Annotated in this window: 19 protein-coding genes; 13 read left to right on the top strand and 6 right to left on the bottom strand. The window is 36.3% G+C overall.

Going from position 1 to position 22,263, the window contains the following annotated elements:
- The first annotated feature begins 65 nt into the window (after nucleotides 1–65).
- From mfd to ACZLXV_RS07035, 7 genes are all read left to right on the top strand, one after another.
- Nucleotides 66–3,665: a transcription-repair coupling factor gene (gene mfd, locus ACZLXV_RS07065; protein WP_482382963.1), complete on the top strand. Its 3,600-nt coding sequence runs from the start codon at nucleotides 66–68 to the stop codon at nucleotides 3,663–3,665.
- Entirely contained in the window at nucleotides 3,652–4,689 is a 1,038-nt protein-coding gene (locus ACZLXV_RS07060; RefSeq protein WP_482382918.1) for a peptidylprolyl isomerase, read from the top strand. The genes mfd and ACZLXV_RS07060 overlap by 14 nt, the downstream gene beginning before the upstream one ends.
- A 149-nt stretch (nucleotides 4,690–4,838) precedes the next feature.
- Nucleotides 4,839–5,291, top strand: coding sequence for a chemotaxis protein CheX (locus ACZLXV_RS07055; RefSeq protein WP_022225150.1), 453 nt, complete (start codon nucleotides 4,839–4,841; stop codon nucleotides 5,289–5,291).
- A gap of 108 nt (nucleotides 5,292–5,399) precedes the next feature.
- On the top strand, nucleotides 5,400–6,122 hold the full coding sequence (locus ACZLXV_RS07050) for a TrmH family RNA methyltransferase (protein ID WP_482382917.1): 723 nt from the start codon (nucleotides 5,400–5,402) through the stop codon (nucleotides 6,120–6,122).
- Nucleotides 6,123–6,196: 74 nt separating this feature from the next.
- Complete coding sequence (locus ACZLXV_RS07045; RefSeq protein ID WP_482382916.1) at nucleotides 6,197–7,312, top strand: CobW family GTP-binding protein; 1,116 nt, start codon at nucleotides 6,197–6,199, stop codon at nucleotides 7,310–7,312.
- A 109-nt stretch (nucleotides 7,313–7,421) separates the two neighbouring features.
- The gene (locus ACZLXV_RS07040) at nucleotides 7,422–8,399 is read left to right on the top strand and encodes a TIGR03943 family putative permease subunit (protein ID WP_482382915.1); all 978 of its coding nucleotides are present in this window, start codon (nucleotides 7,422–7,424) and stop codon (nucleotides 8,397–8,399) included.
- Nucleotides 8,400–8,438: 39 nt separating this feature from the next.
- Nucleotides 8,439–9,128, top strand: coding sequence for a response regulator transcription factor (locus tag ACZLXV_RS07035; protein ID WP_482382914.1), 690 nt, complete (start codon nucleotides 8,439–8,441; stop codon nucleotides 9,126–9,128).
- Nucleotides 9,129–9,216: 88 nt separating this feature from the next.
- Here ACZLXV_RS07035 and ACZLXV_RS07030 read toward each other — a convergent pair whose 3' ends face one another.
- Entirely contained in the window at nucleotides 9,217–10,782 is a 1,566-nt protein-coding gene (locus ACZLXV_RS07030) for a HAMP domain-containing sensor histidine kinase (protein ID WP_482382913.1), read from the bottom strand.
- A gap of 93 nt (nucleotides 10,783–10,875) precedes the next feature.
- Complete coding sequence (locus ACZLXV_RS07025; protein ID WP_022225144.1) at nucleotides 10,876–12,306, bottom strand: undecaprenyl-phosphate glucose phosphotransferase; 1,431 nt, start codon at nucleotides 12,304–12,306, stop codon at nucleotides 10,876–10,878.
- A gap of 356 nt (nucleotides 12,307–12,662) precedes the next feature.
- Between ACZLXV_RS07025 and ACZLXV_RS07020 the strand changes: the two genes are divergently transcribed.
- The 3 genes from ACZLXV_RS07020 to ACZLXV_RS07010 all read left to right on the top strand — a co-directional run bounded on the left by ACZLXV_RS07020 (nucleotide 12,663) and on the right by ACZLXV_RS07010 (nucleotide 17,138).
- The gene (locus tag ACZLXV_RS07020) at nucleotides 12,663–14,504 is read left to right on the top strand and encodes a trypsin-like peptidase domain-containing protein (protein ID WP_482382912.1); all 1,842 of its coding nucleotides are present in this window, start codon (nucleotides 12,663–12,665) and stop codon (nucleotides 14,502–14,504) included.
- Between the two features lie 92 nt (nucleotides 14,505–14,596).
- Nucleotides 14,597–16,483, top strand: a complete 1,887-nt coding sequence (locus ACZLXV_RS07015; protein WP_482382911.1) for an LTA synthase family protein — start codon at nucleotides 14,597–14,599, stop codon at nucleotides 16,481–16,483.
- Nucleotides 16,484–16,766: 283 nt separating this feature from the next.
- On the top strand, nucleotides 16,767–17,138 hold the full coding sequence (locus tag ACZLXV_RS07010; protein WP_022225140.1) for a BlaI/MecI/CopY family transcriptional regulator: 372 nt from the start codon (nucleotides 16,767–16,769) through the stop codon (nucleotides 17,136–17,138).
- Between the two features lie 94 nt (nucleotides 17,139–17,232).
- Here ACZLXV_RS07010 and ACZLXV_RS07005 read toward each other — a convergent pair whose 3' ends face one another.
- Genes ACZLXV_RS07005 through ACZLXV_RS06995 form a run of 3 tightly spaced genes read right to left on the bottom strand, consistent with a single transcriptional unit; the run spans nucleotide 17,233 to nucleotide 18,570 of the window.
- A complete protein-coding gene (locus tag ACZLXV_RS07005) occupies nucleotides 17,233–17,490 on the bottom strand; it encodes a TIGR03905 family TSCPD domain-containing protein (protein WP_022225139.1) in 258 nt (85 codons plus the stop codon).
- Nucleotides 17,491–17,524: 34 nt separating this feature from the next.
- Nucleotides 17,525–18,250 carry an NAD-dependent protein deacylase gene (locus tag ACZLXV_RS07000; protein WP_482382910.1) on the bottom strand — a complete coding sequence of 242 codons (726 nt, stop codon included), beginning with the start codon at nucleotides 18,248–18,250 and terminating at the stop codon, nucleotides 17,525–17,527.
- A gap of 56 nt (nucleotides 18,251–18,306) precedes the next feature.
- Nucleotides 18,307–18,570: an AbrB/MazE/SpoVT family DNA-binding domain-containing protein gene (locus ACZLXV_RS06995; RefSeq protein ID WP_022225138.1), complete on the bottom strand. Its 264-nt coding sequence runs from the start codon at nucleotides 18,568–18,570 to the stop codon at nucleotides 18,307–18,309.
- A 358-nt stretch (nucleotides 18,571–18,928) separates the two neighbouring features.
- On the opposite strand from ACZLXV_RS06995, the gene ACZLXV_RS06990 reads away from it, so the two are divergent.
- Nucleotides 18,929–19,168 (top strand): hypothetical protein, encoded by a 240-nt coding sequence (locus ACZLXV_RS06990; RefSeq protein ID WP_022225137.1) that lies wholly within the window; start codon nucleotides 18,929–18,931, stop codon nucleotides 19,166–19,168.
- 169 nt (nucleotides 19,169–19,337) lie between these two features.
- On the opposite strand, the gene ACZLXV_RS06985 is transcribed toward ACZLXV_RS06990, so the two are convergent.
- A complete protein-coding gene (locus ACZLXV_RS06985) occupies nucleotides 19,338–20,528 on the bottom strand; it encodes a serine hydrolase domain-containing protein (RefSeq protein WP_367336128.1) in 1,191 nt (396 codons plus the stop codon).
- Nucleotides 20,529–20,799: 271 nt separating this feature from the next.
- Between ACZLXV_RS06985 and ACZLXV_RS06980 the strand changes: the two genes are divergently transcribed.
- Nucleotides 20,800–21,231 carry a putative ABC transporter permease gene (locus ACZLXV_RS06980; protein WP_367336129.1) on the top strand — a complete coding sequence of 144 codons (432 nt, stop codon included), beginning with the start codon at nucleotides 20,800–20,802 and terminating at the stop codon, nucleotides 21,229–21,231.
- A gap of 45 nt (nucleotides 21,232–21,276) precedes the next feature.
- The gene (locus ACZLXV_RS06975; protein ID WP_482382909.1) at nucleotides 21,277–22,197 is read left to right on the top strand and encodes a phosphopyruvate hydratase family protein; all 921 of its coding nucleotides are present in this window, start codon (nucleotides 21,277–21,279) and stop codon (nucleotides 22,195–22,197) included.
- Nucleotides 22,198–22,263: the final 66 nt, after the last annotated feature.

Raw genomic sequence — 22,263 nt, 5'->3', positions numbered from 1 at the left:
CGTAAAAAAATTTTATAAAAAAGCAATTAGTAACGAGGAAGGGGGTTAAGATATTGAGTGAACTGATGAGGGCATTTACGGCACCGTTAGAGGAGATAAATGCATATAAAGAGGCAGTGGATGACATAAAAAAACAAAAGTTTCCGCTGCATGTTTCAGGGTGCATAGATACGCAGAAATGTCATATGATATACGGATTGTCACAGTCTGAAAACTGGAGAGTGATAATTGCCGAGAACGAGATAAGGGCGAGGGAAATCTATGATGATTACAGATTGTTTGATAAGAGTGTAATGTATTATCCTCCAAAAGATATTATTTTTTTTGGAGCGGATATTCAGGGAAATGCGATAAGTACGGAAAGATTGAAAGTTGTCGATGCATTGTTAAAAAATGAAAAGGGAACGGTCATTACAACAATAGATGCAGGTCTTGACTGCATAATGGACAGCCAGACATCAAAAAATGTACGATTTGTTATTAACGAAGCTGATATTGTTAATCTGGAAGAACTTGAAAAGAAACTTGTGGATATGGGATATGAGAGGCAGACACAGGTTGAAAATCCGGGTGATTTTTCGGTGCGTGGCGGTATAACGGATATTTTTCCTATTACAATGGATTGTCCCGTCCGCATAGAGTTTTTTGATGATGAGGTAGACACGATAAGGGCTTTTGATGTACAAAGCCAGCGTTCGATTGAGAGAATGGATAAGGTTGAGATAACACCTGCATCTGAGATGACATTGTCAGAAGAGCAGCTGAAAAAGGCGCTTTCCAAAATAGAAAAAGAGTATAAAAAAATGCTCGAAACTTTCAGAAAAAATAAAAATCATGATGCAATAAACAGGCTGACTGATACAGTGGAACAGATTAAATTGAATTTTGATATGTATCACGGACGTATGGGACTTGAAGGTTTTACAAAATATTTTGACATACCGACAAGCAGTTTTTTTGATATTTTCGATGCGGAAAAGACAATATTTTTTGTAGATGAGCCTGTTCGCTGTATAGAAAAAATCGAAGCTGTTGAAAGCGAATTCAGGGAGAGCATGCAGGGCAGACTTGAGAATGGATATATTCTTCCGGGACAGCTTGATGTTATCTATTCGTCGGAATATGTAATGGCAAGGCTTGAAAATAAGCGTACAGTTTATCTGTCACTGCTTGACGTGCTGCCAAAGGGAATAAAGGTTAAGGACGAACTAAACATATCCGTGCAGTCACTTACATCATATAATCAGCATTTTGAACTTCTTATAGAAGACATAAAGAAATGGCGTGAAGGAAAGTACCGTGTACTTATTTTGTCGGGCTCAAAGATAAGAGCCGAGAGACTTGCAAAAGATTTAAATGAGTATGAGATACCGGCGTTTTATCGTGAAAAGCTTGAGGCTGAAATAACCCCCGGTGAGGTTATGACAAGTTATGGCTGGCTTCGCAGAGGATTTGAGTATAAGGCACAGAAGTTTGTGGTTATAACCGAAGGTGATATGTTCGGTGCGAAGCAGAAACGCAGGAAAAAGAAACAGAAAAAGTTTGACGGCAAGGCAATACAAAGCTTTAACGAATTGAATGTAGGCGATTATGTAGTACATGAGGAACATGGACTTGGAATTTACAAAGGTATAGAAAAAATAAGAGTTAACAATGTCACTAAAGATTTTATCAAGATAGAATACGGTGACGGCGGAAACCTGTATGTACCTGTATCCGGGCTTGATGTATTGCAAAAGTATGCCGCACAGGATGTTGCTAAGAAGCCGAAATTAAATAAACTCAATTCTTCCGAGTGGAAGAAAACAAAGAGCAGGGTAAAACATGCCGTAAATGAGGTCGCACAGGAACTTGTGCTGTTATATGCCAAAAGACAGCAGACGCAGGGTTACCGTTTTGGAAAAGATACAGTGTGGCAGACGGAATTCGAAGATCTGTTTCCGTTTGATGAAACGACAGATCAGCTCGATGCGATAGATGCGACAAAGAAAGACATGGAAAGCGAAAAAATTATGGATCGCCTTATTTGCGGGGATGTTGGATACGGAAAGACGGAGGTTGCCATAAGGGCTGCATTCAAAGCCGCAAATGACGGAAAACAGGTTGCTTTTCTTGTGCCGACTACAATACTTGCACAGCAGCATTACAATACATTTAAAGAGAGACTTGGAGATTATCCGGTAAGAGTTGAGATGCTCTCAAGATTCAGGACGCCCGCCCAGCAGAAAAAGGCGCTTGAGGGATTGAAAAAAGGTCAGGTAGATATAATCATAGGTACACATAGGCTATTGTCAAAGGACGTTGTCTTTAAAGATTTGGGACTTTTGATAGTTGATGAGGAACAGCGTTTTGGGGTTGCACATAAGGAAAAAATAAAGCAGATAAAAGATAATGTGGATGTGCTTACGTTGAGCGCAACACCTATTCCGAGAACACTTCACATGAGCCTTGCAGGAATAAGGGACATGAGTGTATTGGAGGAACCTCCTGTTGACAGACTGCCTATTCAGACTTTTGTCATGGAACACAATTCAGAGGTTATCAGGGAGGCAATAAACAGAGAACTTGCGAGAAACGGACAGATATTTTATGTGTACAACAGGGTAAAAGGAATAGACGGGATGGCTATGGAAATTCAAAAACTTGTACCCGATGCAAATGTTGCATATGCACACGGACAGATGAGCGAGAGACAGCTTGAAAAAATTATGATGGCATTTATCAACGGGGAGATTGATGTTCTTGTAGCAACGACAATAATAGAGACAGGTCTTGATATATCAAATGTAAATACCATTATTATTGATAATGCTGACCAGATGGGACTTTCACAGCTTTACCAGTTAAGGGGAAGAGTTGGAAGGTCAAACAGAAATTCATATGCATTTCTGATGTATAAGCGGGATAAGGTACTGAAAGAGATTGCGGAGAAGAGACTGGCTGCAATAAAAGAATTTACTGAACTTGGTTCAGGAATAAAAGTAGCAATGCGTGACCTTGAAATAAGAGGTGCGGGAAATCTTTTAGGTGAAGCACAGTCGGGACATATGGAAGCAGTCGGATATGACCTTTATTGTAAAATGCTCAATGATGCCGTAAGACATTTAAAGGGAGAAACTGATGTTTCAGAGGAATTTGAAACAGAGATAGACATAAATGTAAATGCATATATTCCGAATACTTATATAAAAAGTGAATATCAGAAGCTTGACATGTACAAGAGGATAGCCGCAATTGAAAATATCGAAGAATACAGCGAGATGCAGGAAGAGCTTATTGATAGATTTGGTGACATGCCGGTGGCAGCAGAAAATCTTTTGCGTGTTGCGCTGCTTAAGGCTGATGCACATAAAGCATATATAAATCGTATAATTCAAAAAGAAGATGGCATAAGATATTATCTGTATGACGGAAAGAAGCCTGATGCAGAAAAATTAAAGAAGCTGATTGACGAATATCAGGGAAAGATAAAGTATGTCGGAAACAAAGAACCGTATCTTCTTTATGTTATGAAAAAGGATAAAAAAGCCGCACCATCGGGCAGTTTTTACAGAATGCCGTCAAAAAACATGATAAAAAGCGAAAAAAAGTTGACAGCGGATGAAATTTTTAATATTGTTGAATGTGTTATTAAAAGCATTGGAGGATTATATGATAAAAAATAAATTTACTAAATGTACACTGGGCGTTATGCTTGCGGCATCAGTTTTGTTGTCGGGATGTGGAAAAAGTGCTGAGACATCAGATAATAATACAAAAACAGTAAAAAGTGTGCGTCTTGAAACAGGGGATATTACGCAGAATTCTGTCATTATGAAGATTGGAAATACAGGCGTAAAATATGAGGAAGTATTGAATTATGCATATCTTCTGAAAAATCAATATGAGGGAAGTTTCGGAAAAGCATTATGGAATTATAAGATAGATGACGAAACAAATATAGGGGACAAGGCAAAAAAAGAAATAGTTAGTATGATTACCCAGCTTAAGATTATCGGTGAGAATGCTGCAAAACAGGGTATTACGCTTGACGGTGACGAGAAAGACCAGGCATTGCAGGACGCACAAAAACTTGTCAATAAGGCAGATAAAAAAGAAAAGAAAAAGTATGCGCTTACTGTTCAGAATGTGCAGAGGATGTTTGAGGACAATATCCTTGCCAATAAAATGTTCTATGTTGCCACAGATGCGGCAGATACAAATGTCACTGATGACGAGGCAAAACAGATTAAAATCCAGTATTTAGAACTGATAACAAAGGGAACAGACAAAAATGGCAGAAAAATCAATATGGGAGTATCAGATAAGGCGAAAACATATAAACGCATTAAAGAGATGCTTAAAGAAGCCAAAAAATCAGAAAGTTTTTTGGATTATGCAGAAGCAAATACTGACAGCAGCACAAGTGAGGCAACAATAGGGAAGGACACAAAATTATTAGACAAGGAAGCAATAGATGCTGCATTTTCTTTGAAAAAAGGAAAAATGAGTAATGTAATAGGGGGAAAGACAGGATATTATATTATCTATTGTGTAAATGACAATGATGAAGATGCGACATATGCGCGCAAAGAGGAAATTATAAACGAGAGACAGACAAAAATGTTTAAAGAAAAATACGCAGAGTGGCTTTCAGAGTCAAAAGTAGACATAAGTAATAAGTTTTGGGATGTCTTTACGATTAGTTAGCTGGAAAAATATAGCAGTTTGGCTTTGTATTTTATATTTTTTGGCTGAATGGTTACCGTTTATTAAAAGTTCATGTTTTTTTTCATTTACATAAACACTGCAATTTGTTATAATTATATAATGAGACCGAAGAAAAGGTAGGTGATTAAGTGAAGGCGGAACATATAAATCCATTTATCATTTCAGTCAGTAAGATTATGAAAGATATTTGTATGCTTGACTTGAAGATTGGCAAACCTTTTATAAAAGATGATAAATACGAGGAAGATAGTTCTTTGATAAAACTCGGAATTATCGGTGCCCTGAAGGGTGAAGTTGTTCTGAATCTCCACTATGAAACAGCACTTGCGGTTATATCAAAGATGATGATGATGCCAGTTGCTGAGATTGATGCTATAGGGCAGAGTGCCATATCAGAGCTTGGAAATATGATTGCGGGCAATGCGGCTACGGTATTTGCCAATAACAGTATTATTATAGATATTACAACACCTGATTATTGTACAGGCAAAGAATATCAGACAAGCAGTAAGCAGATGTTTTGCATACCGTTTGCGTCTGATATAGGAGAACTATCAATAAATGTATTTATTGAAGAGTAGGTAGCTTTCAGGCTGCAGATGTGGAAACGATATTGAAATGTTGATGAATTGGGAGAGGATTTTTATATCCTCTCTTTTACTTGAAACCAGATGAAAGGAAGTGATGAGGTGGCGACATATAAAAGATACAGAAAAGAGGACAGTGTGTCATATTCACTGGGTATCACACTTACTTTTGAACTCTTAAAGTTTAAAACAGAGTATGTAAACAGGGTATATGTTCATTCTGCAATGAAGCAGGGAGATACGCTCGACAAACTTCTTAAACTTTGTAAAGACTCAGATATAGAGGTTGTATATGTGGACAAGATTTTTAATGTTTTATCGCAAAAGGAAAATTGTTATGTGATAGGCGAATTTAGAAAGTTTGAATCAAAGCTTGATAAGGAAAGTTCGCATATAGTTCTTGTAAATCCTTCAAATGCCGGAAATATGGGGACTATAATGAGAAGTGCTCTCGGTTTTGGAATGAATCGAATGGCGATAATAAGACCTGCCGTTGATGCATTTGATCCTAAAGTGGTAAGGGCATCCATGGGAGCGATATTTTCAACTGAGTTTGTATATTTTGATTCATTTGATGAATATATGAAAGAATATGGTGACAGGGAGCTGTATCCTTTTATGCTTGATGCAAAGATGAAACTTCATGATGTCAGTCCCAAGGATAAGTTTTCTCTTATATTTGGCAATGAAGCTACGGGACTTCCGCATGAATTTTCAAATATAGGGCAGTCTGTTATTATCCCTCATTCAGCCAGAATAGACAGTTTAAATCTTCCTATAGCTGCAAGTATAGCAATGTATGAAGCAACTAAGGCGGATTTCTGATTACCACACAAAAAATATATGCATGGTAATTACTATAGATATTTAGGTTAAAATATAGAAAGGAAGTTATAAAAATGGCAAAAATTGATATTATCTCAGGATTTTTAGGAGCAGGAAAGACTACACTTATCAAAAAGCTTGTAGCAGATGCATTTCAGGGTGAAAAACTTGTTATTATTGAAAATGAGTTTGGTGAGATAGGAATAGACGGTGGATTTCTTAAAGAGTCAGGTATCCAGATAACAGAGATGAATTCAGGCTGTATATGCTGTTCACTTGTAGGTGATTTTGGGAATGCACTTAAAGATGTGCTTGAAAAATACAGTCCTGACAGAGTTATCATTGAGCCTTCAGGTGTAGGTAAGCTTTCAGATGTTATAAAGGCAGTTAAAAATATCGGGGATGATGTAAAGATAAACAGTACGGCAGCTGTAGTTGATGCATCAAAATGCAAGATGTATATGAAGAATTATGGTGAGTTTTACAATAACCAGATTGAGAGTGCCGGAACAATAATTTTAAGCCGTACACAAAATATATCAGAAGAAAAACTTGCAAAAGTTCTTACAATGATAAAAGAAAGAAATGACGAGGCTTCTGTTATAACAACACCGTGGGATGAGATAGACGGAAAGATTGTACTTGAGGCAATGGAGAAAGTAAATACTCTTGAAAAAGAACTTCTCGAGGAGCATCATCATCACGACCACGATGGAGAGTGTGGCTGCGGACATGACCATGAACATCATCATCACGACCACGACGGAGAGTGTGGCTGTGGACATGACCATGAGCATCATCACGACCACGATGGAGAGTGTGGCTGCGGACATGACCATGAGCAGCATCATCACGACCACGACGGAGAGTGTTGTTGTGGACACCACCATGACCATGGACACCACCATGCAGATGATGTATTTACAAGCTGGGGAGTTGAGACTGCCCATAAATTTACAGAGGAAGAACTTAAGGACATTATATCAAAACTTGCAAGCGACAAATCATTTGGTGATGTTCTCCGTGCTAAAGGAATTGTTGCTTCAGATGAGGGAGAGTGGTTCCATTTTGATCTTGTACCTGAAGAGACAGAGCTTAGAAGAGGCGCAGCAGACTATACAGGAAGAATATGCGTAATAGGTTCAAATCTTAACGAAGCTACAATAAAAGAACTTTTTCATGTAGCATAAACAGATACAAAACTAAATATACTTGCACGACTTAAGTAAATTTATTGATAGTTTTGTAGAGTGTTATTTGGTATGTGCAGCTTACAGTTAGTATGTAGGAAGGATTAATATGTTTGGAAAGAAAAAAGAAGAAATGATGGTATATGTTGTCATGGGATTTCTTGAGGCAGGAAAGACAAGCCTTATAAGAGATCTTATCGTTGACGACATGTTTGATGATAAGATTAAGACACTTATTCTTGCATGTGAGGAAGGTGAGGAAGAATTTGAGGAGGCTGACCTTAAAAAAGGATGTGCTGTATGCGAATATATTGAGGATGAGGACTCTTTTAACGGAAAAGTTATCCAAAAATTCTTAAAGAAGCACAGACCGGACAGAATAATTATTGAGTACAATGGAATGTGGTCTGCGGCAAAAATTCCTGAATTTTATGACGAACTTGAAGAAATCTGTTTTGACAGGGAAGTTATAATGCAGACACTTGATGTTGTAAACGATGAGACATTCTCACTTTATATGAAAAACATGCCTTCACTTATGGTTGAGCAGTTCAAAGTAGCAGAAATGATAATTGTCAACAGATGTACTGTAGAGAATACAAAGAAATCTGCCATAAGAGGAAGTGTTAAAGCTGTAAATCCTCGTGCTCAGATAGTATATGAGTCGGAAGACGATGCATTTTATGATATGAAAGAAGAAATGCCGTTTGATATAAATGCGGATGTTATTGAGGTGAGCGAAGGCGATTTTGGTCTTTGGTATATTGATATGATAGACCATCAGGAAAATTATGACGGAAAAACGCTTAAACTTACGGGAATGATTCAGAAACCGGGTGGACTTGATAAAGGTTTTGCGGTATTTGGAAGATATGCAATGACCTGCTGTGCAGATGATGTACAGTTTATGGGATTTTTGTGTAAAGCAGACGATTGGTCGCAGATTAAAAGCGGCCAGTATGTCACTGTGACAGCACGCATGGAGTACAAGTTTATGGCTGAATACGGCGAGGAAGGTCCTGTATTTTATGCGGAGGAAATTGTACTTGCAGAGAAACCGGAAGATGAGCTGGTGTACTTTAATTAGGCTAGTCTAGTGGTTAACAGTGACAGAAAGGTGACATATATGAGTAAAATTTTAATAATCGAGGATGATGCGGCTATTGCAGAGCTTGAAAAGGATTATCTTGAACTGAGCGATTTTGAGGTTGCTATTGAGTCAGATGGCAGTTCGGGTGCGGCTCACGCTCTTGATGAGGATTTTGACCTTATCCTTTTGGATCTTATGCTTCCGGGGATGGACGGTTTTGAAATCTGCAAGTATATAAGAGAGAAAAAAGATACACCGATACTTATGGTTTCGGCAAAGAAGGATGATATTGACAAGATAAGAGGACTTGGTCTTGGTGCAGATGATTATATTACTAAGCCGTTTAGTCCGAGTGAGCTTATAGCGAGAGTAAAGGCACATCTTGCACGCTACAAGAGACTTACTTCTTCCGGAACTCAGGAAAATGATGTTATAGAGATAAGAGGACTTAAAATAGATAAGACTGCAAGAAGAGTTTATATCAATGGTGTTGAGAAAAACTTTACAACAAAAGAGTTTGATCTTTTGACATTTCTTGCGTCAAATCCAAATCATGTATATTCTAAGGAAGAGTTATTTAAGGAAATATGGGAGATGGAGTCTGTAGGTGATATAGCTACTGTTACAGTGCATATCAAAAAGATAAGAGAGAAGATTGAAGAGAGTACATCGAAACCTCAGTATATTGAGACGATTTGGGGTGTAGGTTACAGATTTAAGGTGTAATTTAGTTGTATTAAAAAAATAAAACCGGACTGTTTTGATGATATAATAGTCCGGCTTTTTAGACTTTTTAACAAACCAAATTCCTGCTTTACCGGGTGTCATCCTTGACTTTGAGAGTAAAGTAAATACTTGTTCCGGTTCCCGGGGTACTTTTTGCCCATATATTTCCACCGTGGTCAAGTATGATTTTTTTGACTATGGCAAGTCCAAGACCACTTCCACGTTTAGCGGAATTTCTTGAAGCATCGGCTCTGAAAAATCTGTCAAATATGTTAGGAAGATCTTTTTCTGAAATTCCCGGTCCGTCATCTGAAATCTCAATACGCACAAATTCTTCAGGTTTTACAGGAGGATTGACATCGGTACCATCTTTGTTTATCTGCCTGTAAAGTGGTTTTTTATGTTTGTGCGGTTTATACGAAAGAGCAATTCTTATATTACCATGCTCCTTGTCTTTGTATTTAAGGGCATTTCCTGTAATATTATTTAAAACCCTGCGAAGCTGCTCCGGGTCGGCAGATACCAATATGCCCTCAGGAGCAGTATTTTCGTAGGAAACATTCATATTGTTTGCTTCGTAATCAAAAGATATTGAATCAATATAATTTTCAAGATATTCAGCAATATCAAATGTGATAAAATTGTATGGAATTGAATTCTGCTCTATTTTTGAGAAGAGTGACAATTCATCTACAAGATATGTCATATCGTTTGCTTTTGAATAAATTGTTTTAAGATATTTCTGCTGTTTCTCAGGTGTCTTTGCAATGCCGTCTATAAGTCCCTCGGAATAGCCTTTTATGGCTGTGAGAGGTGTCTTTAAATCGTGTGATATGTTGCTCATCATTTCACGTGTATCATTTTCGTATTGGATGCGTTCTTCAAGCATTGACTTGAGACGGATACGCATTTCTTCAAAATCACGGCACAGTATACCGATTTCATCGCAGGAGTTTACATGAACGGGATTATCAAGATTACCCTCGCCTATCTGCATCGTGGCAATACGAAGAATATTTAAAGGTTTTATAATACTGTGGTATAACCATAGTAAAAGAATACAAGCTGTTGTAAACAAAATCAGGGTGAAAGCAATTGCTATGTCCTTCACGGAACTTTCCCATCTTGGTATGAGATTTGAGAGTTTTGTTATAAGAAAAAGCTGCCCTGAGGTGCCGTCTGAAAAATAGAAATCTTTGCTGCGTGTAAGTGTTGAACTTTTTGGGTCTATAAGGATATTGTCGTTTTTGCCCTGCGAATATTCGCTGAAAGAAGGAAGGGTAGAAATACAATCATAAAAATCCATGTTTCCTATGTAATATTCTTTCTTTCCTTTAAATACTACGATAAAAGAATCCTTAGACGATATGGAACGTGAAGTATCATCCAGAAAATTTTTATCAAGAAGCTTGTCGGGAGTTTCATCGGCAATTTTTACAAGTTTATTGTAATCATTTAATGTAAGCTTATAAAGAAGCTGAACCGGATTTAGGACAAGTCCGTAATCATAGTTGTTTTCCGTCTGTGTACTGTAATAAGAAGATAATATGTCGGTTTGGTTTTGCACAATTAAATGAAAGCAGACTAAACCGGCACAAAGCGGAAAAATAGCAATAATTAAAAAAGAAATTATAAGTTTTCCTCTGATTTTCATATAAAGCCTCATTTCTGAGCAGAATATTGTATAAGTAAATAATCAAAGCTATTTGTTTTTGCTCAGAAACAAATAGCTTTATAAAAATTATATTTAGTATGCATTTTTGTTGACTTTTCGTCCGAAAAACGTGAGGAAAAGTATCTTGAAATCAAGTGCCAGTGTCCAGTTTTCGACATAATAAAGGTCACATTCAATACGTCCTGTTATGGAAGTATCACCTCTGAAACCGTTTACCTGTGCCCATCCTGTCATACCCGGGCGTACCTGATGTTTTATCATGTATCGTGGAATTTCTTCCTTGAATTTATTTACAAAATAAGGTCTTTCAGGTCTTGGACCGACAAGGCTCATGTCTCCTTTCAGTACGTTAAATATCTGAGGAAGTTCATCGATATTTGTCTTTCTCATAAATTTACCGATAGGAGTAACTCTAGGGTCATCCTTGGTGGTCCATGCTTTCTTTTCTTCGCTTTCTTTCTGCACTTTCATTGAGCGGAACTTGTACATATCAAATTCCCTGTTGTGAAGACCGACACGCTTTTGTTTAAATATAAGCGGTCCTGGTGAAGTCACTTTTACTATGATAGCAGTTATTATCATAGGTATGGCAAAAAGAATGAGTGCAACAGTAGCACCGAATATGTCTACTGCACGTTTCAAAAATATATTGTATGATGAACTTAACGGAACATGGCGTACATGTATGACAGGAATTCCGTCTAAATCTTCAGTATAAGGTTTTGTCGGGATAATATTATTGTAATCAGGAGCAAATTTTGTGTGAACTCCCGATTTCTCACATACGGCAACAAGTCCTTCAAGTTTTGAATACTCATCAATACTAAGAGTGATGACAATCTCGTCAAATTCATTGGACGAAAGATATTTTTCAAGTGAATTTAATCTGTCAACGACTTTGACGGTTCTGTATTCGTGACCTATTTTTTTGTTGTCATCAAGTATGCCGTGGATTTTGTAACCCCATTCAGGATGAAGCCTCAGACGTCTTATATAATTTTCTGCTGTTCGGCTGTATCCGACAATAAGCACATGCTTAAGATTTTTGCCCTCTTTTCTCATTTTTCTGAGAATTGAAATAACAACAAGTCTGAAAGCATAATCAATAAAAATATTTATACATACGAAAATACCAAGTAAAAGTCTTGCGTAATCCCATTGTTTGAAAAAATAAAGTGCTGCAAGACAGTAGATAATGCCAAAAAAGTTTGATTTGATAAGGCAGAAAAGCTCTGCACGCCGTCCGCTAGTTCTCTTTGGATCATACATGCCGCAGAAACCGTAAATAATCAGATAACAGGGTACTATCATTGTGAGCAGGTTCTGATATTGTGAAAGGTCTTTATAATAACCTGCTGGTGGGGCGATAATGTGCCATCTGATTAGCGGGCTGTTAAATTCATCTAATCTAAGGACATATGCCAAATTAAATGATAGGTATATTATTACTGCATCAACAATAATATGCAGTATATTTAATAATCGCTGATTTTCTTTAATCAATTTTTCATCCTCTCAATCTCTTGTAGCTTTTGTGTGTTAACAATAACGGTACAACGAAAATTTTTATAAGTCATTTGGCGAAATGTCAATTATACATCACGCCAGTATGTTGTACTGGATTTATCATATAAATTATGATAAAATAGTTAATTGTTTAGTTGCTGTTCGTATCATAAGTGTGAATAGCAACATTGTTTGTGCTCTAATCATTATATAGGTTATGATTATTTTGCGCAACAATAAAATCTTTTATAATATATGAAATGAAAAAGTTATATTTTCTTCACAACTTATACACAAAAAGCTGTTAGAATTTGTTTTACAAGTAAGAGAAAATATAAAGGGAGGTACCGATAATGGATGAGAATAATAATTTAAACGGGACAGATGAAAATCAGTCTCAGGACGGATATACAGGTGAATACGGAAACTCAGTGGAAGGAGATGGGAACACTTTAGACTCATCAATTTACAGTTATTCATATAAAGATGGTGAGAATAATGCACAGTCAACACATTCAGGTGACTATTATGCAGGCTCTCAGTCAGAAAATTATGCATCACAGAACAGCCAGAGTTATGATAGTGGGCAGAAAACAAATCCATATGATAACAACGCAAATACAGGATACAACAGCACAAATCCATACGATAACAACGCAAATACAGGATACAACAGCACAAATCCATACGATAACAACGCAAATACAGGATACAACAACACAAATTCTTATAATAATCAAAATGGATATTCTTTTAATGCGGGTCAGGAGAAAAAGCCTGACGGTAAAAAGAAAGGTTCATTTTGCAAAAAGCTTTTGGTATGTGCAGCGTGTGCGGTATTGTTTGGCGTTATAGCTGCGGTATGTTTTGAAGGAGTATGTTACATTTCAAGCAATGTTTTAGGAATAAATACACCTTCTGTAACGACAAGTGAGCAGATAGGAACAACTACAACAAGCAGCAACAATAACAAGGTTGTAACAGGGGCGGCGGTAAGCGGAACAACAGATGTGTCATCAATAGTTGAACAGACAATGCCTGCAGTTGTAGCTATTACATGCACAAGTGAGTCAACTAACTATTACAGCCTGTTTGGAAACAGCCAGCAGCAGGAGACACAGAGCAGCGGTACAGGTTTCATAATAGGACAGAGTAAGAGTGAACTTTTAATTGCAACAAACAATCATGTTATTGACGGTGCCAAGACTATTTCAGTTCAGTTTATCGACGATCAGGTTTATGAGGCATCTGTAAAAGGTAAAGATTCAAGCAATGACCTTGCTGTAGTAGCAGTAAAACTTAGCAAGATAAAAAAATCAACAAAGGGCAAGATAAAGATTGCTGACGTAGGTGATTCTGACAGTCTTAAAGTCGGAGAAATGGCAATCGCAATCGGAAACTCATTAGGATATGGCCAGTCTGTAACAGTAGGTTATATCAGTGCAAAAAACAGAGAGATTACAGAGACTTCAGAGACAGATGGTTCAACAAATTCAATAAAAGCAATTCAGACAGATGCAGCTATAAACCCAGGTAACAGTGGTGGACCGCTTATAAATCTCAAGGGCGAAGTTGTTGGTATCAATTCAGCTAAGATTGCAGATTCATCAGTAGAAGGTGTAGGTTATGCAATACCTATTTCACAGGCAACACCTATTATAGATGAACTTAAAGATAAGGAAATTTTATCAGACTCAGAAAAAGGATATCTCGGAATTTCAGGAAGAACAGTTGGAAGTGAAGCAAGCAGTTACAATATTCCAAGTGGTGTCTATGTTGCAGAGGTATCAGAAGGCGGAGCAGCCGAAAAAGGCGGTGTTAAAGTCGGAGATATAATTACAGCAATAAACAATCAGGATGTAAGAAGTATCGAGAGTCTTAAAGAGAAAGCAAACAGCTACCGTAAGGGAACTGAAGTGGAACTTACATTAGAGAGAAGTGATGACGGAACATATAAAGAAAAGAAAGTAAAAGTTAAACTTCAGGGTTCAAAGTCTTTGAATGGGTTGTCACAGGGAAACAGCAGCTCAGGAAATTCAAATAATGACAGCAACAGCGGAAATAATGGTTATGACCAGGGAAACGGAAATAACAACGGAAGCAACGGTTATAATCAGGGAAATGGAAATGATGATTCCGATGACGGAGATTACAGCGGATTCGGAAACTTCTTCTCTAATCCGTTTGGAAATTAAACAGCATAGTGCTTTATGCACAGACAAAGATAATTAAGCCAGTCGTACATTTTTGTGCGGCTGGCATTTTAAGGATTGGGAGGTAATAAAAAATGCAAGCAGATAAAGAAGGGGAAAATCTGTCTGTAACGGAAAGAGAATTTAATTCGGAGAGCATCGGGAAAAAGAGATTTAAAAATGATATAAAAAAAATTCTTATCGTTTTATTATTTTTGGCGTTATTGGTATGGCAGTTTTCGACGATGGAGCTGTTTTTTAAAAAGACGATAACTGATTTTGATATTGGTATTATAATAAAAAATATAGCTTTATTTGGTGTTGTCAATGTTATATTGACAGGCTTGTTTCACAGAATGAAACCGGCATTTATGATAACATATGTGTGCACATTACTTATTGGAATTGTAAATTACTTTGTTATTTCTTTCAGAGGTTATGGCATTGTTTTTATGGATATTTATGCTATAAAAACGGCGGCAACTGTTGCGGGTTCATATAAATATGGAATAGATATTTATTTTTTTGCAGGGATAGTAAGCTGTATTGCCGGCATTGCGGTATGTGCAGTAATGCCTCGTAAAAAAAGAAAATATTTAAATCTAAGGGATGTGTGCGGTTCTGTTGTTGCAATCTTATCTTCGGCAGTATTTATCGTATGGCTGAACACATCCTCCGCATTTTTTAATAATGTGAGTTCACTGTCGTGGGACCACAGCATAGGAATAAGTGATTACGGATATATACTTTATTTTGTTGCAAATGCAGGAGAGGCAGGAGTACAGGAGCCTGACGGTTATTCAGTACAAAAAGTTGATGAGATATTATCTAAATATAATGAAGATAGTATAAATTATACATCTCATACAAAGTCGCCAAATATTATAATGATAATGAATGAATCGTTTTCGGATTTGAGCGTGTTAGGCAATTTTAGAACTAACAGGGAAGTTATGCCCTTTTTTGACAGTATGGATAAAAATGTTGTCAAAGGTTATGTTGAATCGTCTGTATATGGCGGATATACGGCAAATTCCGAATTTGAATTTCTAACCGGATGCACCAAAGCTTTTTTGCCGGGAAATCCTTATTTGCAGTATATGGACGATTATCTGCCGTCGATTATAAGCAATATAAAAGAGCAGAATGGATATGGAAAAGCCATAGCAATGCATCCGTACAATCCGTCAGGTTACAACAGAAACAGAGTATATCCTTTGTTTTATTTTGACAAATTTTTAAGCATAGACGATTTTAAAAATTCTGTACTTGTAAGAGATTATATTAGTGATAAGTCCGACTATGAAAAGATTGTGGAACAATATGAAAATAAAGATAAGGACAGTTCATTATGTCTGTTCAATGTAACCATGCAAAATCACAATCCTTATGATGATACAAGTTATAAATTTAAGAAGAAAGTTGAGGTTACAAATTTTGAGACATCGCCTCAGGTAAGTCAATATCTTTCTCTTATAAAGATGTCTGATGATGCGTTTAAAGAACTGGTAAATTATTTTAAAAAAGTAAAAGAACCGACAATTATTTTATTATTTGGAGACCATCAGCCGCATCTTCCGGATTCTTTTTATCAGGATGTGTTTGGAAAGACACCTCTGCAATTTGACCAGAGCGACAGCATGAAAGAACATCTTGTTCCGTTTGTGATATGGGCAAATTATGATATAGGAGAAAAATATATAGAGAGGACATCGATAAATTATTTGTCATCAATATTGCTTGAAAAAGCCGGTTTAAAAATGAGTAATTATAACAGGTACCTTCTTGATTTATACAATGATATTCCGTCGATAAGTGCGACAGGATTTTATGACAAAAACGGTGATTTGCACAAAATATCGGAGGCAACCGGGGAATATGCAGAGAAAATTAAGGAATATGAGATGATACAATATAATTATCTTTTTGACAAGAAAAACAGGTTGGATAAATATTATAATGCAAGTGGCAAAAGCAGATAGCAATGAAGCAATCCGTGGCATTAGTTGGGGTCCAAACAGGTATAGATGTAGTTTTGAGGGAGGACATATTGACAAATTTAAAAAAGACCAAAGTATGTATATGTGATGATGACGAGATGTTTAGTAACAGTTCAGCCGGAAGGCTGAACTGTTACCTTTTTTTGGTATAAAAATTTATTTTTGGCTTTATTTTTTTAAGAGATTATGGTAATATGAAAACGATATGGGATTTTGATATCAATAGTGATTTAAAAGAGAAAATAACGAAAGGAAGGCTAAATTCATGAACAGAAGAACTACTGAGATTTCACAGTGTGAACTTACGGTTATGAAGTGTATCTGGGACCTTAAGAGTGAGGTTACATGCGCACAGGTTATGGAGAAGTTAAAGGAAGACTATGGTCTTATATATAAAGATACGACTGTATATACTTTCTTAAAGAATCTTATAAATAAAGGATTTGTTACCTCAGAAAAGAAAGGCATTACATATTATACACCTGTAAGAAGTGAAGTAGATTACAGAACAGACATTTTAAAGCAGGCTAAAAAATTCTGGTTCAATGATTCAGTAACAGACTTTGTTGATGCAGTGCTTAGTTTAGATAAGGTTACAGCTGCTGACAAGGCAAAGATAAAAGAGATGGTTAAATAGTAAATTATCTATTATAACATTATAAATTAAAAATAAGCTATACATGTATTTTGTGTATAGCTTATTTTTGTATTTGGTACAGTGATAAAAATTTTTATGCATTTTCACTATCGTATGCTTCTTTTACTGCAACGGCAAGCTGGTCCGGACAGGATGTTGGTTTAAAACCACATCTTATACCTTTAAGTTTACTTTCAATCTGTTCTACGGTAAGACCGTCAACGAGTGATGATATACCCTGAAGATTTCCATTGCATCCGCCTGTAAATTCTACATTTGATACAATGTCTCCGTTTAAATCAAATTCAATCTGTGTTGAACAAGTTCCTTTTGTTCTGTATGTGTGTTTCATAAGTGTTCCTCCTTGTATCTTAAATAAGTAATGTTTAAATTTGTGAAAATACTTCACCAAGACCACACTGTAACAACAAATCTGCATTGCTGTCAAGAGGTGTTGAAGATTTGTTTATGAGTACCAGATGTCTGCCCTTAAAATATTGTATAAGACCGGCTGCCGGATAAACGGCAAGAGATGTACCGCCTACAATAAGCATGTCGGCATTTGATATGGCATTGACGGCTGCGCTGACGGTTATATCGTCAAGACCTTCCTCATACAAAACCACATCAGGTTTGATGATACCACCGCATTCGCAGAGAGGAACGCCCTGACTGTTTTTGATATAATCTGCGTCGTAGAATTTGTGACATTTTTCGCAATAATTTCTGAGAGTAGAGCCGTGAAGCTCATAAACCTTCGTGCTGCCCGCTGCCTGATGAAGACCGTCAATATTTTGGGTGACAACAGCGGAAAGTTTGCCGGATTTTTCAAGTTCTGCAAGTTTTATATGTGTTATATTAGGCTTTGCATTTTCAACAAGCATCTTGTCTTTGTAAAACTTGTAAAATTCCTTTGTATTTCTGATAAAAAAAGAATGACTTAAAATAGTCTCGGGAGGATAATCATACTTCTGATGATAAAGTCCGTCTACACTTCTGAAATCAGGGATACCGCTTTCGGTAGAGACACCGGCACCGCCGAAGAATACTATATTATTACTTTCGTCTATCCATTTTTTAAATAAATCCAAGTCTTTTTTATCAGGCTGCATAAATGTTCCTCCTTTATAAAAACGGACATCTGTTACAGATGCCCGCTCGTTAGTATTCAATTTGACAGTGCTAAACCTGCCAGATTTGCCATTTCAATAATTGATTTTTTTGAAACTTTTTTTCCGCAATATTCAATAAGGTCATCTTTTGAACCGTTGAATATGTCAACCGGTTCATATTTTGTCAGGATAATCATATCATCCTTTACTGAAATTTCAAGAGAATCTCTTTCAGCAATGTTTAAAGTTCTGCGAAGTTCAATTGGCAGTGTAATTCTGCCGAGTTCATCTAATTTCCTTACTATACCTGTTTCCTTCATGTTGCTCTCTCCTTCCTAGTCAAGTGTTGTATGAATGTGTATTTGTATAACAAGCGCATACAACTGCAATTATGTCTTTAAGCAATGTTTTCTGGTTGAAATATAGTTTGTATAATATGCAGTAGTATTAAATGGAAACTGCATGCTATATTGATTTTGAATATAGCACATATTACAAAAATTGGCAATATATTATAAAAATTAGGGAAAATAATTCTTTGGGCTTAAAGCTTGATTTTATAAATATGATATAATAAAATATCTGTAATGAAGTAATTGGTAAATTTAAGCAAATCTGAATTTTTGAACCGCTTGGCAGATTTGTTTAATATAAAGTGGTTCAGGAAAGAGGCGAATGATGAAGATAACAAATATTTCAGATATCAACGAATTTTTCAAAGTAGTTGATAAATGCAAAGGTCGTGTGGAGCTTACATCATCAGAGGGAGACAGAATCAATCTTAAGAGTAAACTTACACAGTTTGTAGCGATGGCTCAGCTCATGAATACAACATATGTAAAGGAACTTGAGATTGTAGCATCAGAACCGGAAGATGCCAGCAGAATTCTTGACTATATGATGAGTGGAAAAGTCTGATAAAAAGTCTCATATTATATTTGGGATAAAAAACGGAGAATATGCATAAGATAAATTTTATTTATACTGCATATTCTCTGTTTAATTTTGGTTTAAATTTTTATAATATTATCAAATAAACTGTCAATAGTTTTTTCGTTTGAATTTGCCGAGTTCGAGTGGGAAATGATTAAAGTGCGGAATACACAATATCTCGTATAACTTGTATATCTCTGTAACCATTGCCGCCGCATTTCTGTATGACATATATTATTGCAAGGTTTTCTTTTGGGTCCATGGCAACATAGCTTCCAAGCCATCCGTCCCATCCGTATTCTCCTTCTGAGCCAAAACTCTGGCTTGCGGGAACATCCATCATAACACGCATAAGGTTTCCGTAGCCGTATCCTTTCAATGTATCCCAATCATACATTGAAAGCTGTTTTGGTGTGAGATTGTTCCTTGTCATGATTTCAACTGTTTTTCTTCCAAGTATGCGTACATTACCGAGAGTTCCTTTGTTTAACATCATATTTACAAATTTTGAATAATCGTCGATTGTTGAGACAAGTCCGGCACCTCCCGATTCAAAAAGAGGTTTCTTTTTGTGCATATATGTAAGACCTAAATGCTGCCATGTACATGGTTCCATGGTTTGAGTTTCAGGCATATACTGATAATTCTGCATAAAACGGCTTTGTTTTTCTTCAGGAACGAAAAAGTCAGTATCATCCATGCCAAGTGGTTTAAATATTGTTTCTTTGAGATAATCACTGTATTTTTTGCCTGTTATAACTTCGATTACGGCACCGAGAACATCGGCACAGAAGCTATAGCGCCAGCCCTCGCCGGGATGAAATTCAAGAGGCTGTTCGCCAATCAGTACGGCAAGGTCATATGTAGATGTAGGCTTACCGGCTTCAACATCAGCGTAATATTTATCAATCATATCCTGCATTGCTTTTCCGGCAGGAAAAGAAGCGTCCGGATATGTAAGACCTGCTGTCATATTGAGAAGATCCTGTATAACAACTTCTCTTTTTGCGGGAACATATCCTTTTTCAGTAAGCACCGTTTGATTTTTGAAACTTGGAATAAAATTGCTTACAGGGTCAGAGAGAGCGATAAGTCCTTTTTCGACAAGGGTCATAACAGCGACTGAAGTAACCGGTTTTGTCATGGAATAGCATCTGAAAATAGAATTTTTTTCCATGGGAATGTGTTTTTCTTTATCGGCTTCACCGTATTCATTTCGATATACTTCTTTGCCGTCTTTTATAATGCATATAGATGCACCTACATTACAATCCGGATTTTCTGATTTACCTATAAGTGTAGATGAAATGGCATCATCAAGTCTTTTTAATATATCAGTGTTCATACTTTCCCTCGATTCGTATTTTTTGTATTATATGGTGCAAGGGTCAAAATACCTTTTGACCCCAACATCATTATATATAATAGATTAACACACTGAAATGGAAAAAAATACTGCATTTTTGGTAGTTCAATAGTAGTATAAGTTAGATAAAAAAATACATACTATCATATAGAAAGCTGCATGAATTAAAAATCATTGTTACTGAGTTACTGACAGTATCACAGGTGTAAATGACAGCATATTACTTATTGCAATTACAAAGGAGGTTCATATGATGGGAACAGGTATGAATCATTTTCAGGTTTATCTGATAATGTTTTTGACAGGTGGTTTTCTTTATTGTGGTATAGAAATTTTGTATCGTGGATATTCACATATATCCATGTTATTTGCAGGCGGTTTATGTTTTGTACTTGTAGGAGCAGTTGAAAATATTCTGGGTGACGGTGCTTCACTTATAGGACAAATGATAATATGCGGATTGATGATAACGGGAGTTGAGTTTATTGTCGGCATGATAGTAAACAGGCAGATGCATTTAAATGTGTGGGATTATTCAGGACAGCAATATAATTTTAAGGGGCAGGTATGTCTGCTATATACAAATTTGTGGATTTTGTTGTCGTGTCCGGTAATAGTATTACATGATTACATGGAATATATTCTTTTGGGAAGTCAGCTGCCTAATTATAAAATATGGTAATAAATTATTTATGCACAAAAAACGTATGCAGAAATGAGGGGTAATATGGAAAATATTGTGACTAATGCATTTAAAATAAGAAAGACAGATGAATACGAGAAAAATATACCTTTTAATTATTTGGCAGCATTTCCGGATAAAAGTTTTAAGATACCTATTGTTGATGTATTTAAAAAAGGAAAAATATTTGGGAGCAGCATTGATTTCTCGAAAATAGTTTTTATGCCTATAGGTGCAACGTCTTATTCTGATGCATTAAACATGGGGCAAAAAATAGTAACAGAAATTAAGAAAAGAATCAGATATAAGACAATGTCGTCTATTGAAGAAAATAATGCAATTTTAACAAGGGATGTAAGAGGTTATCTTTATGATATTTTTGATGTGTTTGAAATGATGACTGCTGCAATAAAAAGCTGTGGATATGAGGTAGGGAAGGATATAGTGTTTATGCTTGATGCGGATGCGGGAAAGTTATACAGGAAAGAATCGGATATGTATTATTTTCCAGGGGAAACATTTAAGAGGAAAGAGAAAATAAATTCTCAGGGAAATACGGAGGAGAAATGGCAGAACTATATCGAAAAAGAAGTTGGATGTCAGTGTGAGGGTGTTGAGTACAGGACATGCTGTGATAGTCCGGCATTTAGCATGGAAAGCCAGTGTGACAGGGAGTTGCCTGAATTTGAAAGTGGTGTTGACAGAGCTTTCTATCCGATTGTTTCGATGTATGAGCAGGAGAGTGATAAAATATTCGACGATTTGCTGCCGGAAACACCTGATACAAAATCTGTATCTGTACTTCGTTCATCTTCCGAGATGGCAGATTATTATAAGCAGCTATGTGACCGTTTTCCGATAATAGGAATTTCCGGTGCCCTTGCAGTAAATGATAAAAAGGGATGGGATATTCTTGACGACAGTCTTGGTGACAGCGTTGTGTTTTTGGATGAGGGAGCATTTTAAATAAAACAGAACAATAAGGTAATGAATATATAAAAAGTAATAAATTTAAGGTTTTATTTTTGCCAA

Source organism: Butyribacter sp. (assembly GCF_056818865.1).
Note: the sequence above shows the minus strand (reverse complement) of the source record. Positions and strands in the feature narration are given on the sequence as shown.